Below are 21,831 nucleotides of genomic sequence, written 5' to 3' on the forward strand. Positions count from 1 at the left end.
GCCCGGCAAGGAAGGAACCTCTATGACCACAACCCTGGCGCCCCCGGTGCCCGTCGGGAAGGCCGCTGTCGGAGCCCTCGGGATGCTGGCGGTGTCCACCGGCGCCCTGGAGTCGGTGGTGTCGCCGACGCTCCCGCTCCTGCAACGCGAGCTGGACATGAGTCCGGCCGAAGGGGCGTTACTGAGCATCGTGCTGCTCATCACCGGCGCGCTCGTCACACCGCTCGCGGGCAAGCTGGGTGACCGCCACGGCGGGAAACGGGTCCTGATCCGGCTGATGGCGGTGGTCTCGGCCGGTGGTCTGGTGTCCGCCCTGGCACCGAACCTGCCGGTGCTGCTGCTCGGTCAGGTACTGCAGGGGGCGATGGTCGGCGCACTGCCCCTGTCGTTCATCGTGGTGCGCAAACACCTCCCCGCGGGCGAGTCGAAGGTGGCCATCGGGACGGTCAGCGGACTGTTCGTGGGAGGCGGGATGGCCGGAACGCTGTCGGCCGGGCCGGTGGCGGAAGGGCTCTCCCGGCACTGGATGTTCGCACTGCCGACGATCGCGGTCATCGGGGCCACCCTGCTCGTGCACAGGCTGATGCCGAACGATCCGCCCGGCCGTTCCGACGATGCCGGTCTCGACTGGCCCGGCCTGGTTCTTCTGAGCGGAACGCTGTTCACGCTCATGCTCGTGCTCGCGCTGGCGCCCGACATCGGGGCGCGGCCGCTCGTCCTCGGCGCCCTCATCGTGGTTCTGGCCGCCTTCGTGACCGGATGGATCTCCGTCGAGCGGCGTGCGGCCTCGCCGATGATCGATCCGCGCATGCTGGCACGGCCCGCCATGTGGAAGTCGTGCGTGCTGACGTTCGTCATATGCGTCGGAACCTCGATGGCGGCCTATCTCGTTCCGCAGCTGTTCGACGTGTCCGGCGACGGGTACGGTTTCGGGGCCAGCGCCACCGAGATCGGGTTCTTCCTCCTGCCCGGCGCCGTGGCCGCGTCGCTGGCCGGGCCGGTCGGAGGGATCGGTGAGCGGCGTTTCGGCTCGCGTGCCGTGGTCACCACCGGTGTCGTCCTCATGGCCGTCGCGCTGATCGCCCTGTCGGCCGCACACACCGAGGTCTGGCACCTCGTCGTCGGCAAGGCGCTGATCGCACTGGCCAACGGCCTGTGCGTGACGGCGATGGTGACCGGCATCGCCACCTCGGTCGACGAAGGCGACACCGGCATCGCCACCAGCCTGGTCCTGGTGACCCGGGTGATCGGCTACGCCGTGGGCGCGCAGCTCGGCGGAGCGCTCCTCACCGCCGCAACCCCCTCCGGGTCGGACGTCCCGGCCGAATCGGCCTTCGTCACCGGCTTCCTCGTCGCCGGCACCGTCACGGTGCTGTCCCTGCTTGTCGCCCGCACCATGAGCAAAGGAGTCAAGGCATGACCCTCACCGATCGGCTGACGGACGTTCACACCGCGCCGAGGCGCACAATACTGATATCCGGGGCCGGCATCGCGGGGTCCGCCCTCGCGTTCTGGCTGAACCGCTGCGGCTACGCGGTCACGGTGGTGGAGAAGGCGGGCACGCCTCGCAGCGGCGGCTACCCCGTCGACGTGCGGGGCACCGCTCTGGAGGTCGTCCGAAGGATGGGCATCCTGCCGCAACTGCGGGACGCGCACGTCGACCTGCGCCGGCTGACCTTCCTCGACGGCGACGGCGGCGAAGTGGCATCGCTCCACCCGCATGCCGTCACCGGTGGTGCCGGACGGGACCTGGAGGTGCGGCGCGGGGATCTGGCCGACGCGCTCCACACGGCGGTCCGTGACGACGTGGAGTTCGTGTTCGACGACTCCGTCGACACCTTCGACCAGTCCGGCCACGGGGTCGACGTCACCTTCCGAGGCGGCGGCGATCGTACGTTCGACATGGTGATCGGTGCGGACGGCATGCACTCGCGTACCCGGGAGATGCTGTTCGGCCCCGAAGAGCGGTTCCACCGGCACCTCGGCTACTGCTTCGCCGTGTTCACCATGCGCAACACCTTCGGGCTCTCCCACGAGACCGTGATGTGGAACACCCCGGGCAGGGCCGCGGCCCTCTACGCCGTGGGGGACGACGACGAGGTGCACGCCTTCCTGAACTTCGCACAGCCGGAGCCGCCCTTCGACGCGTTCCGGGACCCCGCGGCCCAACGTGCCCTGGTCGCCGACGTCTTCGCCGACGCGGGATGGGAGGTCCCCGGCATGCTGGCCGCCATGCGCGACGCGGACGACCTGTTCTTCGACGGGGTCGGCCAGATCCGCATGCCCCGCTGGTCCAGTGGCAGGGGCGCGCTGGTGGGCGACGCCGCGTACGCACCCTCGTTCCTGACCGGACAGGGATCCAGCCTCGCCCTAGTCGGCGCCTACATGCTCGCCGGCTCCCTGGCCGACCGCGGCCACACCGCGGGCTTCGCAGCCTACGAACACGACACCCGAGAGTTCGTGACCTTGAACCAGGAACAGGCCGGCGAGGGCGGTGCCGCACTCTTCCCGACCACCGCCCAGGCCCTGAAGCAGCGCAACGACAGGCTGCGCGCTCTCAGCGACCTGCCCTCCCAGAAGGGACGACCGGCGCATTCGGCCCTCACCCTGCCCGACTTCGTGCCCCTGTCTCGCCGTTCTCAACGCTCAGGATGACACTCCGTAGCAAGAGGCGACCGCGGCGGCGCGACTGTGCAGGGAGGTGCGCAACCACTGCGGGGAGAGCGCTTCCGCGTCCGTGGTGAGCTGCCACAGCGCCCATTCGGCGTGCCGTGCGTCCTGGAAGGTCACCTCCAGCCGCAGCCGGCCGTCCGCGTCGGGTTCCTCGGCCCGGACGGCCAGTGCGGTACCCACCAGATCCTCCCGCCGCGCAGGGTTCACCCGTACCCGCACGGTGACTTGGTCGCCGTCGGACAGGAACTGAGCGCAGCGCTCCCGCCAGATCCGCTCCAGGTCGACCCGGTTTGGCCGCTGGGCCGGTTCGGGGAGTGCCTCGGCGGCCAGCACCCGCGACAAACGGTAGGTGCGGTCCGCGCCGGATCGCGTGGCCAGCAGGTAACCCCGGTCGCGCACCGTCACCAGGCCGATCGGGTCCACGGTGCGCCACCGCGGTGTCTGGTCCTTGGCCGCGTAATGGATGCGCAGCCTGTGGCCGGCGAGCACCGCGCGCCGGACCTCGATCATCGTGGTGTCGGGCAACTCGTCGGTGACCAGGCGGTGTGAAAGCAGGTCCGTCTCCGGGTCGACGAGCAATCGCCGGGCGGCATCGTTCGCGGTTTCCCGATGGCCTTCGGGCAGTGCGTCAACCACCTTGCGCATGGCCGCGGCGAGCGCGGAGCCGAGGCCGAACACCTGCTCACCGCGCCCCGATCCGGCCACCAGGAGCGCCAGGGCCTCGTCGTGGTTCAGTCCGGTGAGATCGGTCTGGAAATCGGGCAGCAACGCGAAACCGCCGCGCCGGCCGCGTTCGGAGTACACCGGGATACCGGCCGCGGACAGCGCCTCGATGTCGCGCAGCACGGTGCGGGTGGACACCTCCAGCTCGCGGGCCAGCGTGGCCGCGGTCAGCCGGCCGTGCCGGCGCAGCAGCAGGACCAGCGAGATCAACCGGTCGGCACGCATACGAGAACGTTAACGGAATGCATGACGAAGGGTGTCGTGTTTTCCGGGGAGGCTTGGCAGCGTGACGTCGAAGGCGGTGGCCACCGAGCCGACGTGCGTACGTGCTGCCGAGGAACCGAATGGAGCTGATGTGACGATGGAGCGGTCGACGGTCAACCCGTGGACTTGGTCGGTGGGGATGGGTTACAGCCAGGGCGAGATCGTCTCCGGGGACACCCGGACCCTGTACTGCTCCGGTCAGACCGCGATGAGTGGTGACGGCAAACCCCGGCACGCCGGTGACATGGCAGCGCAGTTGGCGCTGGCCCTCGACAACCTGGAGGCCGTTCTCGGCAAGGCGGGCATGTCCCTCGCGAACCTCGCCCGGCTCAACGTCTACACCACCGACGTCGACCGGCTCTTCGAGCACTACGGTGTGCTGGCGTCGCGGTTGGGTGCCGCCGGGGTGGCACCGACCACCACGATGCTCGGGGTGACACGGCTGGCGATCCCCGACCTGATAGTCGAGCTGGAGGGAACCGCCGTGGCGTGAGGCGACGTCGCCGCGTCCGCAGGGCAGTGACGGCGCCATGCCCGTCCGCGACGGGGCCGCCTCCGTCCGGAAGGCGGCCCCGTCGCGGGTCGGTCGGCTCGGTCCGGGTTCGGTTCGGCCGGGCATGCTTTTCCGCCGCTGGTCGCGCTCGTCGTCGGGCTGCGCCTCCTCCCACTCCCGGTGGTTTCCGAGCAGCCCCGGCTGCGGGCCCCGGCGGCGCTGCGGAACGCGGCCGGAGCCACGGGCCTGGCGGTGTGGCTCGCGGACGGCAGCCTCGACTTCATCGCGACGGCGGACACCATCGCCGGGCGCGCACCCCCGCTGGTCGTCAGCGGCGACCTGGACCATCCGGAACTGCGCGCCGACGCCGCGGACCTCGTCGCAGCCCCGGGGACTGGTCCGAACTGCTGTCGCCCGATCGGCGGGTTGATGCACTCCGCTCACGACGCGTGCGTCAAACGCGCCGCGGACGAGGGCCGTTGGCCTTCTGCCACACTGGACGGGTGATCATCAGACTCGGACGGGAGAGTGACGTTCCCGGCATCATCGGCCTCGCCGCTCAGGTGGAGCACTGGTTCGGCCCGATGGTGGACGAACCGGGTTTCCATCGCGCCGTCGAAGAACACATACGCCGCTCCATGGCCCTCGTCGCCCTCTCCGAGTCGGGCGACATCCTCGGAGGCCTGCTGTTCGGGATGGCCGCCCCGGTCCACCATGTGCGCTGGCTGGTGGTGGACCAGCGGGCGCGGGGCCAGGGCGCGGGCAGGGAACTGATGTCGCAGGCGGTGCGGCGGTTCGTCGAGGGCCCGGGAACCGTGGAGGTGGTGACCTTCGGGTCCGATCACCCCGGGGCTGTGGCAAGCGGCGCCCGTGCCTTCTGCGAGCGCCTGGGTTTCCGCCCCGCCGAGGCCACCGAGCCGGGCCCGGAGGGCGGCCCCCGCCAGGTCTACCGCCGCGACGTGCCGGGACCGCACGGCGTATGGCCCTGACCGGACGCAACGACGACGTGCGGTCAGGCCCTGGCCTTGGACCCGGGGTGAGTCGCGTCTCATCCGGATGCGGCGGCTTGTCTATGCACCAAGTTGCATAGAGGGTCGGGGCATGGCCCTCGAACACGCGATTCTCGTCTCGCTGCTGGAGAAGCCGGGCTCGGGCTACGAACTGGCACGCCGGTTCGAACGGTCCATCGGATACTTCTGGACCGCGACACACCAGCAGATCTACCGCGTCCTACGGCGCATGGAGGGCGACGGTCTGCTGGACGTCCGCGAGGTGCCGCAGCGGAGTCGGCCGGACAAGAAGGAGTACTCCGTCGCGGCGCCCGGCCGCGTGGCGCTCTCCGCATGGCTGCACGAACCGGTCGAACCGGAGAGCATCCGGCACGAGCTGGCAGTGAAGATCCGGGGCGCGGCGTTCGACGACCCGGCGACACTGATCTCCGAGGTCGAGCGCCATCGGAAGGAACACGACGACCGCCTCAGGCGCTACCTCGCCGGAGAGCGGCGTGACTTCACCGGCCCCGGGGCGCCGCGGCCGCTGGACACCGGCCAAGAACTCCAGCACGTCGTCCTGCGCGGAGGCATCGCGTACGAGCGGATGACGATCGCCTGGCTCGACGACGTCCTCGACACCCTCCACAGGCTCCGCGCCGCACGGTCCACCTGACCACACGGTGCCCGTCCGGCACCGGCCGCGCGCGCCCGCCACTCATCTCCCTGCGGACCGGCTCCCGGCTCACTCCGGATCCCTCCTCTCCGCGGCTCCTCCCCGTCCGACCCGATCCCCGGAAGGCACACTTCATGGCTGACCAGCTCCTGTTCAACCCGCGCACGTACGACCCGGCGCACTTCGACCCGGAGACGCGCAGGCTGCTGCGCGCCACGGTCGACTGGTTCGAGGCGCGTGGCAAGCGCAGGCTGATCGAGGACTATCGCTCGCGCGTATGGCTGGAGGACTTCCTCGCCTTCGCCGCCAAGGAGGACCTGTTCGCCACCTTCCTGACGCCGGCAGCGGACGGCGACCGTCCGGACCAACGCTGGGACACCGCCCGTATCGCGGCCCTCAATGAGATCCTCGGGTTCTACGGCCTCGACTACTGGTACGCCTGGCAGGTCACCATCCTCGGTCTCGGTCCGGTCTGGCAGAGTGACAACGCCGCCGCACGTGCCCGAGCCGCCGAACTCCTCTCCCACGGCGAGGTATTCGCGTTCGGCCTGTCCGAGAAGAGTCACGGCGCCGACATCTACGCCACGGACATGCTGCTGGAATCCGACGGCAAGGGCGGATTCCGCGCGACCGGCTCCAAGTACTACATCGGCAACGGCAACGCCGCCGGGCTGGTCTCGGTCTTCGGCCGCCGCACCGACATCGAGGGACCGGACGGCTATGTCTTCTTCGCCGCCGACAGCCGCCACCCCGCGTACCACCTGGTGAAGAACGTCGTCGACTCCTCCAAGTACGTCAGCGAGTTCCGGCTCGAGAACTACCCGGTCGGCCCCGAGGACGTACTGCACACCGGACGTGCCGCCTTCGACGCCGCCCTGAACACCGTCAACGTCGGCAAGTTCAACCTCTGCACCGCCTCGATCGGCATCTGCGAGCACGCCATGTACGAGGCCGTCACCCACGCCCACAACCGCGTCCTGTACGGCCGCCCCGTCACCGCGTTCCCGCACGTTCGGCGGGAACTGATCGACGCGTACGTACGCCTCGTCGGCATGAAGTCGTTCAGCGACCGCGCCGTCGACTACTTCCGTTCCGCCGGCCCGGACGACCGCCGCTATCTGCTGTTCAACCCGATGACCAAGATGAAGGTCACCACCGAGGGCGAGAAGGTCGTCGACCTGATGTGGGACGTCATCGCGGCCAAGGGCTTCGAGAAGGACAACTACTTCGCCCAGGCCGCGATCGAGATCCGGGGCCTGCCGAAGCTCGAGGGCACGGTGCACGTCAACCTCGCGCTGATCCTGAAGTTCATGCGCAACCACCTGCTCGACCCGGTCGACCACCCGCGGGTGCCGACTCGCCTCGACGCGGCCGACGACGCCTTCCTCTTCCGGCAGGGCCCGGCCCGGGGGCTGGGCTCCATCCGCTTCCACGACTGGCGCGCCGCCTTCGACGCCTACGGGGACCTGCCCAACGTGGCCCGGTTCCGCGAGCAGGCCGACGCTCTGTGCGCCTTCGTCACCACGGCGGCTCCCGACGAGCGGCAGAGCCGCGACCTGGACCTTCTGCTCGCTGTCGGTCAGTTGTTCGCCCTCGTGGTGCACGGTCAGCTGATCCTCGAGCAGGCCGAGCTGACCGACCTCGATCGAGACGTGCTCGACGAGCTGTTCTCCGTTCTCGTCCGGGACTTCTCCGGCCACGCGGTCGACCTCCACGGAAAGGACTCCGCCACGGAGCGGCAGCAGAGCTGGGCCCTCGGTGCCATTCGCCGCCCGGTCGTGGACGAGGCCCGCTCGGCTCGCGTGTGGGAGCGTGTCGAGGCGCTTTCGGGCGCCTACGAGATGGCTCCGTAGGCGGCACCCGGCCCCGGTTCCGGCGGCGCGCCCGGCCCGGTGCGCCGCCGTCCTCGGGCGGAGAGGCGTCGCGGGCCGGGCGGCTCGGCAACAGGACAGAGACGCCGTTCTAGTGGAGCCGCCCGAGCGCTCCCCGTAGCCGCCGGGCGTCGCGCAGCCGCTGCTCGTACGTGGCGCCCAGGGAAAGGAGCACCACACCGGCGAGCGCCGGAGGCACCCAACGGGGGAGCACCCCGACGACCTGGGCGATGTACGGCTCGAGTTCGTGCAACGCCACCAGTGCGAGCACGCTCCCGCCGAGGACCAGCGGCGCCTGGAGCCGGTGGCGGGCGCCCATCAGCGTCACGGCCAGCGCCGCCGTGCCGAGCAGGAGAGGCCGCAGCCAGTGCGGATCGCCCCACGCGACGAGCAGGCTGGGCAGCAGCGTGACGGCCAGCCCGGCACCGTACGCCGACCAGGAGGCGACCGCCGGGTCGCCGCGTCGGCGAAGGAACCCGACGACCAGCGCGGGCACGGTCACCGGCAGCGTGTAGGCCTCCGGCGTGGTGATCACCCAGGCCGTCAGACGCGTCCAGGCGGCCAGCAGGAACAGTGCGGCCGCCACATGACCCGCCCGCCGCCGATCCGGCCGCAGCGCGGTCCCGGCCGCGACGACCCCGCCGAGCGAGAGCACCAGGGCCAGCATCGGCGGATCCGTCACCGCGAGCGCGAGCGCGAGCAGCCCCGCGGCCGCGCCCGTCCCCTCGACCGGCACGGTGGTGGGCGAGCCTGCCGAACGCGCCGCGATCAGGGCCGCGACGACGGGCACGACGAGGACCAGCAGCGCGGTGTGCGCCGGCTGCCAGCCGGCGGACACGCCGGTAGCGCAGGCCAGAGCCGTGGCGTACCCGAGGGCGGCGGGCGCCGTGAACGGGCCGAGCCCCGGGCGGATGCTCACGGCGCCGAAGAGGGCCGTCAGGACCAGGAGCACGACGATCGTCGCCGGCTCGGAGGCCAGTGAGAGGAAGGCCAGGTCGACCGAGGTGACGAGGGCCAGCAGAACGGCCGTGAGGGCCGAGGGGGACACCCCGGCCGCGTCGCGGCCGGCCCGCTCCGCGAAGCCCAGCGCGACCACGACCACGGTGCCCTGGGCCACCAGCCCCGCACCATAGGGCAGGTCGAGCACGGCAGGGAGCACGAACACCGCTGCCCACCCCAGGACGAGGGCCCCCACCCCGGTCGCCGGTCGCCGGATCGCGCGGCGCTCGGCCGCGAACAGCACACCGGCCACGACGGCGAGAACCAGCGGCACGGTGCTCGCGTACGGAGGCCAGGGCACGTCCGAGAAGACGGCGTCCCGGACGTTGCCCGGAGCGCCGGACCAAGGCCGCCCGGCACGGGCCACCGGACCGAGAAGCGTCCCGGCCAGCAGCGGCACCGTCCACAGCACCGCGAGCCCCTGGACGACCAGCGACGCACGGACCAGGCCCTGACGCAGGGGCTCGGGGAGCGGCGTCCGGACGGCCACCAGCAGGGCGATCCCGAAGGCCAGGCACCCGGGCACCGTCCACTCGCCGGGTACCGAGGCGCGCAGCACCCCGCCCGCCCCGGCGACCACGCAGAGACCCGCGGCCAGGGCCGCGCCCGGGGCCACGCCCGGCGGGGCGAACCGGGCCGCGGTCAGGGCGATGGTCGCGGCGAGGACCAGGAGTGCCGCAGCCGGGGCGGCCGCCCCCGGGTCGGCCGCGTCCCAACAGAGCCATCCGGCCGACAGAACACCGCCGGCACCCGTACCGACCGCGCCGACGAGGGTGACGATCCGTACCGGCCCGAGTGCGGTCCGAAGGGTGACAGCGGTGCCGGCCGCGGCGGTCACCAGGAGAACAGCCGTGAGCGTGTGCGGGCCCGCGTCGACGGCGAGCGCCCACAGGAGGAGCGGCAGGTGCGCGGTCGCCGCGGCGAGGGGAAGGGGGAGCCGCAGCGCCGGGCGCCCGTCCTCGCGTGCTCGTCCCTGCTCCGCCGCGAAGCCCGAGGTCGGCGGCGGCAGGGGGGTTTTCGCGCCCGTCAGCACACCGTACGCGGTCCACACCCCGGCCAGGACGGCCGACGCGACAGCCGTGTACCCGAGGCCGCCCGTGCCGGCGAACGCCGCTTCGTGCAGCGCATAGGCGTCAAGCACGGTCAGGGCGATGCCCAGACCGGCCGCTGCCTCGGCGGTCGATCGCAGCCCTCGCCGCAGCAGCGCGCCGGGCGCGCCCAGCGCCGCGATGGTCACCGCGCCGAGTACCAGCGCCCGCCCGGTGCTCCCCATGTGGCCCCAGCTGACCAGTGTGAAGGCGATCGCGGCGATGGTCAGCAGGACTCCTCCGAGGACCAGCAGCACGTTCTGCACGCCGGACGCCGTGGCCTCCGGTCGGTGAGCGACGGCACCGGGATCGCCGGGCCGCGCCCACTGCACGGCACTTCCGCCCCGGGCGGGCTGCGGGGCGGAAGTGGCACGCAGCGTGTGAATCAGCCACTCGCGGCGTCGCATCAGGACGATGCGGCGGGCGTCGAGCTGTCGCAGCTCGGCGTCGAGCCAGCGCAGCTCCTCAGCCGGGGGAGGAAGGGGGGTCGTCATGCCTGAGAGTGTGGTCCCGGTCACTTGGCCGTACATGAGTGCGCGTACTCAGTCCGTACTCATGTCCCGTCGGCGTCGACGGAGGTTCGCGTCCGGTCGCGCGGCGGCGACGCGCAGTTCTTCGACGGGGATCAGCTGGGCGGATCGGCACGGAAGGCGATCATGGCGGTGTCGTCGCGGTCGTCGGAGAGGTTCTGCAGACGACGGAGCAGTTCGGCGAGCGGCTCGGCCCGATGGTACGTGGCAGCCCGCAAGAGGCGCTGCTGGCCGTCGTCGAGGGACGCGGAAGGAGTCTCGATGAGGCCGTCGGTGTAGTGCAGGAGGATGTCGCCGGGGGCGATGGTGTGGGCGTGTGTGGTGCGGGAGATGCCGGCGGCGACACACAACGGAGGATCCTCGTCGGTGCCGGTGAGGAAGTGGGGGTCTCCCCGGGCGGGGAGGAGGAGGGGTGGCGGGTGGCCGGCGTTGGACCAGGTCATCCTCCAGGTGCCGTCGGTACGCCGTCGCAGGTGGGTGTGGACGGCGGTGGTGAAGGAGGCGATGTTCAGCCCCTCGGCGGCGTCCTCCAGCATGGTCAGGACGGCCGCGGGCGTGCAGTCCGGGCCGTTGTTCCAGGCGAGGCCCCGGAGCATGCTGCGGAGCTGTCCCATGGTGGTGGCCGCGGTGAGGTCGTGGCCGGCGACGTCGCCGATGTCGAGGACGAGGGTGTCGTCGGCATAGATGATGGCGTCGTACCAGTCGCCGCCGATCTCGTTGGCGGAGCTGGCCGGCTGGTAGCAGGCTGCCAGGGCCGCGCCGGGCACGGTCGGCGGGCGGGTGAGGTGGGCGCGCTGGAGGCGCAGGGCGGTGCGACGGGCCTGCTGGAGATCGAGGGCTCGGTGGATGGGCCGCTGTGCGAGAAGGAAGACTCTGTGCAGCAGCTCGACGTCGGCGGGCCCGGGGACAGGGGTGTCCCCGTTGGTGCTGGCGGCGGCGTAGCCGAGGACGATGTCGTCGACGACCAGGGGGATGAGCGTCAGACTGGTGGCGTCCGCGGCGGTCAGCCACCGTTCGGTGACCGTGGGGACGAGCCCGGATGGCACCTGCCCGCCCGCCGGCAGACGGAAGGTGCGTGGGGTGCGGCTCTCCAGCACCTTCCGCACGGTGTCGGTGACGGTGACGCGCTGGTCCCTCAGGGCGGGCCGGGCCGGCAGGCCTGGGCGAGTAGCGGACGCGACCCGCCGGGCCGTGACGGCCGCGTTCTCCGGCAGTGGCCATTCCTCGTGGGACAACAGCAGAATCACACAGGAGTCGGTGAGTTCGGGCACGATCACCTTCACCAGTGCGGCGAAGGCCTCGTCCAGACTCCCGCCGGCCTCCTCCGCGACCTGCGCGAGAAGGCGCTCACGCAGCGCGGCACCCCAGGTGTCCTCGACATCGGCGGTGGCGGCGACCCACTCCTCGGCGCGGCCGTCACGCAGGATGGGCACGCACCGCGTGGACAGGTGACGGTAGGAGCCGTCGGCGGCCCGGACCCGGAAGGTGCTCTCGAAGATGCCCGGCGGATACCGGGTGGCGGCAGAGCGCCAAGCCTGCTTGAGTCCGTCGCGGTCACGGGGATGGATGTAGGCGTCCCAGTGCTCGTCCATCCACCCGTGCCAGGGAGCTCCGGTCAGTGCCTGCCAGCCGGGGACGATCTCTTCCGCGGAACCGTCCGCACGCAGCACCCAGACCATTTGCGATACCGCCGACACCAACGCCTCGTAGCGCTCGAGTGCCAGGGTCTCGGCCGTGGTGTCGAGCGCGACGACCATGGCGCCGGGACCGTTGGGCGTGGTGACGGGCGTGCAGGAGTAGACGAAGTACCGGGCCTGGTCCGAGGCGCCGGGGTCGGGCCGACGTGAGTCGGGGAGCCGCTGAGGCCGCCCAGTGGCCACCACGTCGTCCAGCACGTTCCGGAACTGCTCGGCGTCCGGCTCGGGGAAGGCCTCCCGCGCCGGCAGTCCGAGAGGCCGGGCCCCGAGCATCTTGCAACACGCCACGTTCTGGTAGACCAGGCGGTGCTCGGGGCCCGCGAACAACGCGACCGCCGCCACTGTCTCGTCGAACAGCTTCGGATCGAGCGACCTCGCCGGACTCACCACCAGCCCCCGGCGCCACGCGCCTGCCAGGTGTTCGGCCGGCCCGGACTCCGCCACGCGAGCACCATCACCTCGAACCTCTTCCCACTGTCGGCACCGACCCCCTCGCCCCCTCTCCATTCTCCCGACGTACGCGACCTGTGCCATGCCGACCGTGACCTTTGGGGCCCACATGGTGGTGAGGCGCTCCGACGTCCGTGAGCAGACGGTCACCGAGACAGAAAACCGTTCACCCGTTTGGAGTGAAATCTGTCGTGGCTGATGTAGACATACGGCTGTCGATGGGGTTAGGGTCCTACTGTAGCCAGGAAGTCAGTGAGGCGCGGCAGAGACGAACTGCCCGCATGCAGGACAGTGGTTCGGCACGGTGGTGGAGTGGCGTGGGCCAGAGGTTCCCAGGGTCCCGCCGCTGGCTGCCGGGCCAGGCGGCTTACCAGGGCCGCCGGCAGTACGCAGTACCAGCAGTACCAAGAGGTGCATCAGTAAGGAAGAGAGAAGGAGGCGGACGCCATCAGGATCGCCCGGGCGAGAAGGGTTCTCCCGGGTACCGCAGGCCCCGGAACGGAAGGTGGTCCCACGGTCACGCATCCGCGATCCCTTGACCGCCCGCCCCTCGACGAGGGACGGCGCGGAAACAGAAGGCTGGCAGTGCAGTAAGCCGGCAGATGGTGTTGCAAATCCCTCGGGGCCTTGGTGCCGTACGGCACCAAGGCCCCTCGACGCGTTCCCCGATCAGAGGTGCCAGTGACCGCAGACAATCCGCTCAACCGTATCGACGACGACGACTACCCCGCCTACACCATGGGACGAGCAGCCGAGATGCTCGGCACGACCCCCGCCTTCCTGCGGGCCATCGGCGAGGCCCGGCTGATCACGCCCCTGCGTTCCGACGGCGGTCACCGCCGCTACTCCCGTTACCAGCTGCGCGTCGCCGCCCGCGCCCGCGAGCTGGTCGACCAGGGCACCTCCGTCGAAGCCGCCTGCCGCATCGTCATCCTCGAAGACCAACTCGAAGAGGCCCGGCGCATCAACGAGGAACTGCGACGACGTCCCGCCGACCGCTCCGACAAGGCCGACGCCTGACCTGGCCCGCTCAAGCGGGACACCGGTCGACAGCGACAGGGCCTGCGTAGGCGTAACCCCGCCGGGCGGGTGGCGACGTCCTTCATCGGCAAGGACCGGTGCCACCGGCGGGCGACTGGGTCTTGGGGGGTGTCGTCTGGATCTTCCCGTGGGTCAGACCGGCAAGGGGGCGCCGAGCGCCGCGGAAGCCCGCTGGAGCGGATCGACGTTCCGCGCGGTTGTGGTCTTGGGGAGGACGCGGCACGTGAAGCCGAGCCGGGCCATGGCCCTGAGGACTTCGTCGCCGCTGAAGTCGCGGCGGTCCTGGCGGGTGACGACCTGGCCGACCTGCTTGGTGGGGTAGTGGCGGCGCCCGATGATCACGGAGTCGCCGGTGACCGGCTCGGGCTTGACGCCCTTCATCGACTCCAGCACGCCACCCTTGGTGAGCTCGAACGGAAAGCGGGCGATGACACAGCGCATGATGCCTCACAACAAGTAGGGGGGGAGGGGAGCCGGCGTGGTGAGGCGGATCAGCGGGAGAGGGCGAGGACGCCGAGGGCATTGCCGTGTTCGTCGACCACCGGCAGGGCCCGGAGCCGCCGATGGTGCATCGCGTGCTCGGCTTCGGCCACAGTGGTCAGTGGCGAGGTGAAGGGCCCGTCACTGACGGTGATGTCGCGCAGGCGGACCCGGTCCGTGTATCCGGAACTGTCTCGCACGGCGGTGAGCCGGGCCCGGGTGACCAGGTCGGTGTACTGGCCGTCCCCGTCACAGACTACGAGGTGCCCCGTGCGTGCGGCGGCCATGACGGACAGCGCCACCTCGACGGTCATGTCGTCCCAGACCTGGGGACCGGCCGCCTGCATGGCATCGGCAACCGTCCTGGGCACGGGGTAGGTGGTCGTTGAACGGGGATGCGTCTGGACCGGCGTCAAAGGTTCCTCCTGCAGAGATGGGCGGCTTTCCGATCGGGACGTTCTAGGCTGCCGCGGCGATGACGGAGCGCCGTGCGGCTGCGCGCCCGGTCACCGAAGCCGGACGGCGCCGGCCGCGTGAGGTGGCACCACGCTTCTTGGGGCGTTCGGTCACCGGTGCCGTGACGACGACAGGGACGCCGGAGGGGGCCTGGGCACCGGTGATGCGGTGCAGGGCCTCAGCGCCGGCGCGGACCTGGGTGGTCCGCGGGGCGATGCCGGCCGTTGCCATGAGGCGGGTCATGGCGCGGCGCTGGTGGGGAGTGACCAGGGTGACGACGCTGCCGGACTCGCCGGCTCGGGCGGTGCGGCCGCCGCGGTGGAGGTAGTCCTTGTGATCGGTCGGCGGGTCGACGTTGACGACCAGGTCGAGATTGTCGACGTGGATGCCGCGTGCCGCGACGTTGGTCGCCACCAGCACGTTGACGTGCCCGTTCTTGAACTGCGTCAGCGTACGGGTGCGCTGCGGCTGCGACTTGCCCCCGTGCAGGGCGGCGGCCCGTACCCCGCTGTTCAGGAGGTGCTCGGTGAGGCGGTCGACGGCGTGCTTGGTGTCCAGGAACATGAGCACCCGGCCGTCGCGTGCGGCGATCTCGGTGGTGGCCGCGTGCTTGTCGGCGCCGTGGACGTGCAGCACGTGGTGCTCCATCGTCGAGACCGCGCCGGCCGACGGATCGACGGAGTGCACGACGGGGTCGCTCAGGTAGCGGCGCACCAGCAGGTCGACGTTGCGGTCGAGAGTGGCGGAGAACAGCATGCGCTGGCCGTCGGGGCGTACCTGGTCGAGCAGTGCGGTGACCTGCGGCATGAAGCCCATGTCGGCCATCTGGTCCGCTTCGTCGAGGACGGTGACGCAGACTCGGTCCAGCCGGCAGTCGCCGCGCTCGATGAGGTCCTTGAGGCGCCCGGGGGTGGCGACGACGACCTCGACGCCGCCGCGCAGTGCGCTCGCCTGCCTGCCGATCGGCATTCCCCCCACGACCGTGGCCAGGCGCAGTTGCACCGACCGGGCGTACGGCGTGAGCGCGTCGGTGACCTGCTGTGCCAGCTCACGCGTCGGTACGAGGACCAGCCCCAGCGGCTGCCGGGCCTCGGCGCGTCGCCCAGCCGTACGGGCCAGCAGAGCCAGCCCGAAGGCCAGGGTCTTGCCGGAACCGGTGCGTCCCCGGCCGAGGACGTCGCGGCCTGCGAGCGAGTTCGGCAGGGTCGCGGCCTGGATCGGGAAGGGCACGGTGACGCCCTGCGAGCCGAGCGCGCCCAGCAGCTGTGCGGGCATGTCGAGTTCGGTGAAACTCGCCGCGGCGGGCAGTGCCGGGGTGACCGTCTCCGGGAGGGCGAACTCGCCCTGCACCGCGGCAGGCCGGCGGTTGCGTCCGTCGGAGCGCCTCGGGGCCGGGGAACCGAATCGGCTGCCGGTCTTCCCGGGGGCGGCGCTGCCGTTCCGAGTCCGGGAGAAGCGGTCGTTCGTGCGGGTGTGGTTGTTCATGCGGAGCCTTCCTCGATGCGGCTTATATCAAGGAATTCCCGCAGCAAGGTGCGCATGGAGAATTGCAAGAATAGGCCGAATGAAACAGAAATCCGTGTACGTGGATCCGCGGATTCCGTGGAGTCGTCCCGCAGGTCGGATTCACTGCGGTAATGAATGCAGCTGGGGCCCGCACCCCGAAGGATGCGGGCCCCAGCTACGAAGTGCGCGCCGGCCGGCGCGCCGGCGTCAGGCGAGAACGATGTTCTCGGCCGTCGGGCCCTTCTGGCCCTGCGCGATGTCGAAGTTCACCTTCTGGCCTTCGAGCAGCTCGCGGAAGCCCTGGGCGGCGATGTTCGAGTAGTGGGCGAACACATCGGCGCCGCCACCGTCCTGCTCGATGAAGCCGAATCCCTTTTCCGCGTTGAACCACTTCACGGTGCCAGTAGCCATGTCTGTCTCCTTCGGGGCAGTGCGTCGGCGTCCGCACTGCACGGACGCCGTGTCGCCGCGATGATCACCCCGCCCGGATAAGACCGGTGTCAAAAAGAGCTTCGCTCGGCACGGAGGCCGACTGGGAAGCGCTTGAAATTCGGGAACCACAACTGCAACTGAGAACGACAGTAGCACGTTGTGGCTGTCTGGGTACGTTGAATAACTCTGTTCTGGTCATTGCTGTAAGGAAACTGCCTGCACGTTCCGTAAAATCTTCGCCCCGCGGATGCAGATAACATGGTGCCGAGAACCCGTAGCCCGTGCATTCCTCACTCGAGTGGCACGTCCGGCGGCACCGCGCGGGTTTCGCGGTCGGGCCTCACCCGGAAGGCCGGTCGCAGGGGGGCGAAGACTCGCTCCCCCCCTGCAGGTCGGCGCGGTTTCGAACCCAGCTTCGAGCCTCCCGTGCCGAGGAGTGGGCCAGAACAGGTGGTGCGTGGTGCCGTTCGGGCTGGGCACGACGCCCAGGGGGAGTGGTCGAGGAGTTCGTCGGGCGCTCCCAGAGCCGCAGCCCGGACCCGAGCGGCACCGGCGAGGCCGGCTGACCGCCGCCAGATGGCAGGCGGACGCCCGCAATCGGCGGTCGGCCGCAGGGCCGCGCCCACCACGCCTGTCTCGCCGTCGCCGCTGAAGCCGGTCCGCCTGCGCACCTGAGGTCCCGTCGCACGCGGTCCCGGAGGACGGGAGCGGGCAGGACATATGAGCCACATTCACTTCGCCTGTTTTGAGTCTGTGACGCTCCGGTAACAACGGGTCCCGGTCCCACGGCGCCGCCCTGCCGCCGGCCACCCGGCACCACGGTCCCCGACATGAACAGCCAACGCGGGAACTCTCCACTCGGACGCGTCGGGGGAGTCCCGGCGCGTCACAGACGCCTTCCAGCCCGATCCCGCCAGTTCCGGGCCCGTGCCGAGCCGCAGAAAACGGCGTGTTGATGTCGCTCTGCCCCGGATGCGACCGGACCCCGTGCTTCTGGGGTGGGGGCCAGGGGCAGACGGCTGGAGGACTGGGGGACGAGCCCGGTCGTCCGCGATGACGACCGGTGAAGACAGGGGGTTGTCAGATGGTCCGCGTTCTCGTGGTGCACGACGCTGCGCTGCTGCGGTCGGCGCTGGTGCAACTGCTGCGGTCCGCCGACGGACTCGAGGTGTCGTCCATGCCGTCGCGCGGTGACGTGCCGGACGGCGACGACTTGCCCATGGACGTGTGCGTGGTCGACGGGGACTGTCTGGAAGGATCTCCGGACGAGGTCGGCCGAGCGCCCTTCTGGAGCCTGTGCGAGGCGCGGCTGGTCGTCCTCGCGGCGCCGGGGCGGGCGGGGCTGCTGCGCAGGGCCTTCGACGCGGGAGTGCTCGGGTTCGTGGACAAGGACGCCTCCGCACAGCGGCTGATCGCCGCGGTGCACACGGTCGCCAAGGGGGAACGCTTCCTCGACGAGAGACTCACCGTCGCACTGCTGCGGGCATCGGAGATGCCGCTGACGGCTCGTGAACTGGGCGTCCTGTTCGAAGCCTCACTGGGCTCCTCCGTCGCCGAGATCGCCGTGGGCCTGCACTTGTCCCGGGGGACCGTGCGCAACTACCTGGCCAGCGCCGTCCGGAAGGTCGGGGCCCGCAACCGCGTGGACGCGATCCGCATCGTACGGAACTCCGGCTGGCTGTGACGTGGGCGAAGGACGCGCCGTGCGGGTCCCGCTCGCACCGCGCGTCCTCAGGCGCGGCCCCAGTGCCCCACCAGGTCGCGGTAGAGGGGCGACGTCCCGAGCAGTTCCCGGTGGGTGCCGTGGGCCGCCCGGACGCCGTCCAGTACCAGGACCCGGTCGGCCCGGACCGCGGAGGACATGCGGTGGGCCACGACGAGCAGCGTTCCGGGGCGTCGGGCGAGCGCCTCCTCGGCGCGTGCCTCGGACGCCGCGTCCAGATGGCAGGTCGCCTCGTCGAGCAGAAGCAGCCGGGCGGTGGACAGATGCGCGCGCGCCAGCACGATCAGTTGACGCTCACCCTGCGACAGGGCGTCCGGCCGCAACCGTGCGTCGAGCCCGCCCAGCCGCTCGACGAGGGGTGCGGCACCGAGCTCCAGGACGGTTGCCTCGATGTCGGCCGCAGAGGCGTCGGGCCGCAGATAGGCGAGGTTGTCCCGGACCGTTCCGGTGAACACGTACGCCTGCTGGGGCACCAGTACGCGCAGCGCGGCGAGTTCCGCCGGGGACCGGCCGGTGACCGACCTGCCCGCCACCCGTACGGCACCGCTCTGCGGAGCGCACAGGCCCGCGACGAGGCGGGTCAGGGTCGACTTGCCGATGCCGCTGGGACCGACGACGGCCACGTGCTCGCCGTCCTCCACGCGCAGGTCCAGCGCGTCGAGGACCGGCTCCGCCCGAGCGCCGTACCGTACGGTCACCGAGCGCAACTGCACCGCGGGGGCCGGCCCCGATCGAGCCGGAGGCGGCGGGGAGGGCAAGTCCGGCTGCCGTGCGGGCGGCGGCGCGCCCGCGAGGCCGGGATTCCCCTCCAGGTCCGTGAATCGCTCCAGGACGACGAAGAGCCGGCTTCCCGCGGCGCCGAGCGCGGTCATGAGGGTGTGCAGCGCGGGCAGCAACGCCTGGGCGAGGTAGGCGAACGCCCCCAACAGGGCACCGGTCGTGACGCCTTGCGCGCGCAGCCACGGCACGGCGACCAGCAGAAGCAGCACGGGCAGCTGCGCCGCGACCCCGAGGGCCAGGGTGCGTACCGCGGCCCAGCGGGCGAGGGCACGGGACGTGTCCGCGGCGTGTGCGACCAGCCGTGCTCCGGTCCGCGACGTGTCCGGCTGCGTACCGCAGGCGGTGATGTCGCGCAGCGCCCTGCGAGCGCGCGCGGCGTGGTCGCCCAGAGCCTCGTCCGCGGCGAGAGCCCGCCGCTGAGCCGCCGCCATCGGCCGCAGCGTCAGCAGGAACAGGGCCAGGCCCCCGGCGAGGGGCGGGACGACGACCGGCAGGAGAGCCGGATGCAGTGAGAACAGCCCGATCAGAGCTCCGGCCGCGGTGAAGACGAAGGAGCGCAGGGTCAGCACGAGCCCGGCGAAGCTGTCCCGCACGATCTCCACCTGGTTGGTGAGCCGTGAGACGGCCGCGCGGTCCACCGCGCCGGGCCGGGACAGGGCGCGGGCCATGGACTGGTCCACCGCCCGGCGTACGAGACGGTCGCGCAGCGGTTCCGTCAGCCCGGACAGCTGGGTGAAGACCCCTCTGATCACCGGCGCCCCCAGGACCACCGCGCAGGCCGAGACCGCCAGCCAACCGAGGCCCGTCAGGGTGTCACCGGCCAGGAACCCCCGGTCGAGGGCCTGGGCGACGCCGTAGCCCACCAGGAAGGTCTGGACCGACTCGGCCACCGACCATGCCCCCAGCCGCGCGAGGACTCCCTTGCGTTCGGCGAGGAAACGACGGGCGGGCGGCCCGAGTCGTCGCCCGGCCCCCGCTCCGTCGCGGGGGTTCACCGCGCGCCGTCCGGCGGTGGCTGTCATGAACGTACCTCCCCAGGCCGCGGGCCGGCCCGCTCGTGACCGCCTCCGTCAGCGCCGATCTCCCCGGCCGGCGCCCCGGCGCTCTCCTCCCGGGTACCGAACACCGCCCGGTAAGCGGCATCCCGCCACAGTCGCCGATGGGTGTCGACCGCCCGGACCCTGCCTCGCTCCAGCCAGATCACCAGATCGGCCCGTGCCGCCACCGACGGGCGGTGCGCCACGACCAGCCGGGTGGCTGCCGAGGGTGAGCGCCGCTGCGCCTGCTCCACCGCGTGTTCCGTGGCGGTGTCGAGGCTGGAGGTCGCGTCGTCCATGACCAGCAGTCGTCCCGCGTGGGCGAAGGCCCGTGCCAGCCCGAGGCGCTGGTACTCCCCGCCGGACAGCGGCGCGTCGGCGAGCGGTGTGTCGTACGCCCGCGGCAACCGGTCGACGAAGGAGTCGGCACCGGCGAGGCGCACGGCCGACCGGACCTCGTGGGGCGACACGGCGCGCGGACCGGCGGCCACCGCCTCCGCCACCGTGCGGTCGCCCAGTTCCGGGCGCGCGAAGGCGAAGCCGACCTCGGCGCGCAGACACGGCCGGGTCAGCAGTCCGAGAGGCGTTCCGTCCAGGAGAACCTGCCCCCGATCGGGGTCGGTCAGCCGGCCGGCCACAGCGGCCAGGACGGACTTGCCGGCGCCGCTGCGGCCCACGACCGCGGCGGTCCGGCCACCCGGCACCGTCACCCGGTCCGCCCGCAGGACTTCCGTACCGCCCCGGAAGACCCGTACCCCGCGCAATTCGAGAGTCCCCGGGCCTCCTGGGGAGAGGGTCCGGGTTCCGTAGGGCAGGGCCGGCAGCTCCTCCAGTTCCCTGGTGCGTTTCCGCGCCGAGCGGCCCCGGGCCACCGCGCCCACCAGCGTGGCCGCACCACCGATTCCGGCGGCCAGTTGCGCGTAGCGGAACACCGCCAGCAGCTCACCGGTGCTGAGCGCGCCCGCGCCGAGCCGGATGCCGCCCACGGCGGTGGCGGCCACGGTCAGCAGCGGGACGAGGACCCCGCCGGTGGCCAACGCCCGCCCGTGCAGACGCCACATGCGCTCACCGAGAGTGCCGAGTTCGGCCAGCGGGCGGAGTACGCGGTCGCGTTCCCGGGCGGCGGTCCCGGCGGCCGCGACGGTTTCCGCGCCCTCCAAGGTCTCCAGCAGCCGGGAGGCGATGTCCGACTGGACCCGCTGATAGGCCCCGACCGACACCCCCGTGTCCCGTGCGAAGGCCCGCAGAACCAGTGCGAGGGCCGGCAGACCGACGAGGACGCAGGCGGCGACCCACACGTCGACGACGGCCAGCGCGACGAGGGCGCCGGCCGGAGTGATGAGCGAGGCCGCGAGCGCGGCCCTGGCCCCGGGAGCGGCGCCCGCGTCCGAGGCGTTGAGGGTCAGCCGGGTCGCGACGTCCCCGGAGGAGTGCGCGCGGGCCGTGTCCGGTACGGCGTGCAGAAGCCCCCGCAGCGCACGGGAGCGGATGGCGGCGGTCCAGTCTGCGGTGCACCGGCCGGTGAGGAACGCGGTCAGACCGTCGAGCAGGATCTCGCCGACGAGCAGTGCGACGCCGGCCGCCAGCCAGAGACCGGCGTCGCCCCCGCCCAGCAGCAGGTCGAGTGTGCGGCCGAGGACGAATGGCTGGGCTACCGAGGCGGCCGCCGCGGCCACCGAGGACCCCAGTACCAGAAGTTCCGGCACGCGCCCCGGATCGGGGCCGGGTGGATCGCCCACCGGAAGCGCCCGCCCCCGGACCGGAGTCCTTCCCACCGGTCTGCCCTTCCTCCTGGTCGGCGCCGCCCGCGACGGCGTGGCACGGTACCGGGGGGGGGGGGGGGGGGGGGGGGGGGGGGGGGGGGGGGGGGGGGGGGGGGGGGGGGGGGGGGGGGGGGGGGGGGGGGGGGGGGGGGGGGGGAGG

At 71.8% G+C, this 21,831-nt stretch carries 18 protein-coding genes; 9 read left to right on the forward strand and 9 right to left on the reverse strand.

Annotated elements, in window-relative coordinates; all coding sequences use genetic code 11:
• The first annotated feature begins 22 nt into the window (after positions 1–22).
• Positions 23–1,420, forward strand: coding sequence for an MFS transporter (locus tag ACZ4V1_RS23550; protein ID WP_468339230.1), 1,398 nt, complete (start codon positions 23–25; stop codon positions 1,418–1,420).
• Positions 1,417–2,655 carry an FAD-dependent monooxygenase gene (locus tag ACZ4V1_RS23555; RefSeq protein ID WP_468339232.1) on the forward strand — a complete coding sequence of 413 codons (1,239 nt, stop codon included), beginning with the start codon at positions 1,417–1,419 and terminating at the stop codon, positions 2,653–2,655. The genes ACZ4V1_RS23550 and ACZ4V1_RS23555 overlap by 4 nt, the downstream gene beginning before the upstream one ends.
• On the opposite strand, the gene ACZ4V1_RS23560 is transcribed toward ACZ4V1_RS23555, so the two are convergent.
• Positions 2,647–3,621, reverse strand: coding sequence for a helix-turn-helix transcriptional regulator (locus tag ACZ4V1_RS23560; protein WP_468339234.1), 975 nt, complete (start codon positions 3,619–3,621; stop codon positions 2,647–2,649). The two genes, ACZ4V1_RS23555 and ACZ4V1_RS23560, sit on opposite strands and share 9 nt — an antisense overlap.
• 136 nt (positions 3,622–3,757) lie before the next feature.
• Here ACZ4V1_RS23560 and ACZ4V1_RS23565 point away from each other — a divergent pair, with 136 nt between their 5' ends.
• The 5 genes from ACZ4V1_RS23565 (at position 3,758) to ACZ4V1_RS23585 (ending at position 7,671) form a co-directional block, all read left to right on the forward strand.
• Positions 3,758–4,153 (forward strand): RidA family protein, encoded by a 396-nt coding sequence (locus tag ACZ4V1_RS23565; protein WP_468339276.1) that lies wholly within the window; start codon positions 3,758–3,760, stop codon positions 4,151–4,153.
• Between the two features lie 180 nt (positions 4,154–4,333).
• On the forward strand, positions 4,334–4,660 hold the full coding sequence (locus ACZ4V1_RS23570) for a hypothetical protein (RefSeq protein ID WP_468339236.1): 327 nt from the start codon (positions 4,334–4,336) through the stop codon (positions 4,658–4,660).
• Positions 4,657–5,142 carry a GNAT family N-acetyltransferase gene (locus ACZ4V1_RS23575; RefSeq protein ID WP_468339238.1) on the forward strand — a complete coding sequence of 162 codons (486 nt, stop codon included), beginning with the start codon at positions 4,657–4,659 and terminating at the stop codon, positions 5,140–5,142. Before ACZ4V1_RS23570 ends, ACZ4V1_RS23575 begins: the two co-directional genes overlap by 4 nt.
• Before the next feature lie 112 nt (positions 5,143–5,254).
• Positions 5,255–5,818: a PadR family transcriptional regulator gene (locus ACZ4V1_RS23580; RefSeq protein WP_468339240.1), complete on the forward strand. Its 564-nt coding sequence runs from the start codon at positions 5,255–5,257 to the stop codon at positions 5,816–5,818.
• A gap of 134 nt (positions 5,819–5,952) precedes the next feature.
• Positions 5,953–7,671, forward strand: coding sequence for an acyl-CoA dehydrogenase family protein (locus tag ACZ4V1_RS23585; RefSeq protein ID WP_468339242.1), 1,719 nt, complete (start codon positions 5,953–5,955; stop codon positions 7,669–7,671).
• A gap of 109 nt (positions 7,672–7,780) precedes the next feature.
• Here ACZ4V1_RS23585 and ACZ4V1_RS23590 read toward each other — a convergent pair whose 3' ends face one another.
• Both ACZ4V1_RS23590 and ACZ4V1_RS23595 read right to left on the reverse strand, forming a co-directional pair.
• Positions 7,781–10,270, reverse strand: coding sequence for an SCO7613 C-terminal domain-containing membrane protein (locus ACZ4V1_RS23590; protein ID WP_468339244.1), 2,490 nt, complete (start codon positions 10,268–10,270; stop codon positions 7,781–7,783).
• Positions 10,271–10,401: 131 nt separating this feature from the next.
• Positions 10,402–12,447 carry a SpoIIE family protein phosphatase gene (locus ACZ4V1_RS23595; RefSeq protein ID WP_468339246.1) on the reverse strand — a complete coding sequence of 682 codons (2,046 nt, stop codon included), beginning with the start codon at positions 12,445–12,447 and terminating at the stop codon, positions 10,402–10,404.
• Positions 12,448–13,134: 687 nt separating this feature from the next.
• On the opposite strand from ACZ4V1_RS23595, the gene ACZ4V1_RS23600 reads away from it, so the two are divergent.
• Positions 13,135–13,473 (forward strand): MerR family transcriptional regulator, encoded by a 339-nt coding sequence (locus ACZ4V1_RS23600; protein ID WP_468339248.1) that lies wholly within the window; start codon positions 13,135–13,137, stop codon positions 13,471–13,473.
• Positions 13,474–13,626: 153 nt separating this feature from the next.
• Here the strand turns inward: ACZ4V1_RS23600 and ACZ4V1_RS23605 are convergent, their stop codons facing one another.
• From ACZ4V1_RS23605 to ACZ4V1_RS23620, 4 genes are all read right to left on the reverse strand, one after another.
• Positions 13,627–13,935: an SCO5918 family protein gene (locus tag ACZ4V1_RS23605; RefSeq protein ID WP_468339250.1), complete on the reverse strand. Its 309-nt coding sequence runs from the start codon at positions 13,933–13,935 to the stop codon at positions 13,627–13,629.
• A gap of 50 nt (positions 13,936–13,985) precedes the next feature.
• Entirely contained in the window at positions 13,986–14,390 is a 405-nt protein-coding gene (locus ACZ4V1_RS23610; RefSeq protein ID WP_468339252.1) for a CBS domain-containing protein, read from the reverse strand.
• A gap of 43 nt (positions 14,391–14,433) precedes the next feature.
• Entirely contained in the window at positions 14,434–15,915 is a 1,482-nt protein-coding gene (locus ACZ4V1_RS23615; protein WP_468339254.1) for a DEAD/DEAH box helicase, read from the reverse strand.
• Between the two features lie 228 nt (positions 15,916–16,143).
• Positions 16,144–16,347 (reverse strand): cold-shock protein, encoded by a 204-nt coding sequence (locus ACZ4V1_RS23620; protein ID WP_003974279.1) that lies wholly within the window; start codon positions 16,345–16,347, stop codon positions 16,144–16,146.
• 1,105 nt (positions 16,348–17,452) lie between these two features.
• Here ACZ4V1_RS23620 and ACZ4V1_RS23625 point away from each other — a divergent pair.
• Positions 17,453–18,052, forward strand: coding sequence for a LuxR C-terminal-related transcriptional regulator (locus tag ACZ4V1_RS23625; protein WP_468339256.1), 600 nt, complete (start codon positions 17,453–17,455; stop codon positions 18,050–18,052).
• Between the two features lie 47 nt (positions 18,053–18,099).
• Here the strand turns inward: ACZ4V1_RS23625 and ACZ4V1_RS23630 are convergent, their stop codons facing one another.
• Positions 18,100–19,893, reverse strand: coding sequence for an ATP-binding cassette domain-containing protein (locus tag ACZ4V1_RS23630; protein ID WP_468339258.1), 1,794 nt, complete (start codon positions 19,891–19,893; stop codon positions 18,100–18,102).
• Positions 19,890–21,614, reverse strand: coding sequence for an ATP-binding cassette domain-containing protein (locus ACZ4V1_RS23635; protein ID WP_468339260.1), 1,725 nt, complete (start codon positions 21,612–21,614; stop codon positions 19,890–19,892). The genes ACZ4V1_RS23630 and ACZ4V1_RS23635 overlap by 4 nt, the downstream gene beginning before the upstream one ends.
• Positions 21,615–21,831 lie beyond the last annotated feature (217 nt).

Source organism: Streptomyces sp. NPDC028991, from assembly GCF_055564775.1.

Excerpts from the sequence above, each read along its gene's own strand:
- ACZ4V1_RS23550 (WP_468339230.1), top strand. The coding sequence starts at position 23 with ATGACCACAACCCTGGCGCCCCCGGTGCCCGTCGGGAAGGCCGCTGTC.
- ACZ4V1_RS23555 (WP_468339232.1), top strand. The coding sequence starts at position 1,417 with ATGACCCTCACCGATCGGCTGACGGACGTTCACACCGCGCCGAGGCGC.
- ACZ4V1_RS23560 (WP_468339234.1), bottom strand. The coding sequence starts at position 3,621 with ATGCGTGCCGACCGGTTGATCTCGCTGGTCCTGCTGCTGCGCCGGCAC.
- ACZ4V1_RS23565 (WP_468339276.1), top strand. The coding sequence starts at position 3,758 with ATGGAGCGGTCGACGGTCAACCCGTGGACTTGGTCGGTGGGGATGGGT.
- ACZ4V1_RS23580 (WP_468339240.1), top strand. The coding sequence starts at position 5,255 with ATGGCCCTCGAACACGCGATTCTCGTCTCGCTGCTGGAGAAGCCGGGC.
- ACZ4V1_RS23585 (WP_468339242.1), top strand. The coding sequence starts at position 5,953 with ATGGCTGACCAGCTCCTGTTCAACCCGCGCACGTACGACCCGGCGCAC.
- ACZ4V1_RS23590 (WP_468339244.1), bottom strand. The coding sequence starts at position 10,270 with ATGACGACCCCCCTTCCTCCCCCGGCTGAGGAGCTGCGCTGGCTCGAC.
- ACZ4V1_RS23605 (WP_468339250.1), bottom strand. The coding sequence starts at position 13,935 with ATGCGCTGTGTCATCGCCCGCTTTCCGTTCGAGCTCACCAAGGGTGGC.
- ACZ4V1_RS23615 (WP_468339254.1), bottom strand. The coding sequence starts at position 15,915 with ATGAACAACCACACCCGCACGAACGACCGCTTCTCCCGGACTCGGAAC.
- ACZ4V1_RS23620 (WP_003974279.1), bottom strand. The coding sequence starts at position 16,347 with ATGGCTACTGGCACCGTGAAGTGGTTCAACGCGGAAAAGGGATTCGGC.
- ACZ4V1_RS23625 (WP_468339256.1), top strand. The coding sequence starts at position 17,453 with ATGGTCCGCGTTCTCGTGGTGCACGACGCTGCGCTGCTGCGGTCGGCG.
- ACZ4V1_RS23630 (WP_468339258.1), bottom strand. The coding sequence starts at position 19,893 with ATGACAGCCACCGCCGGACGGCGCGCGGTGAACCCCCGCGACGGAGCG.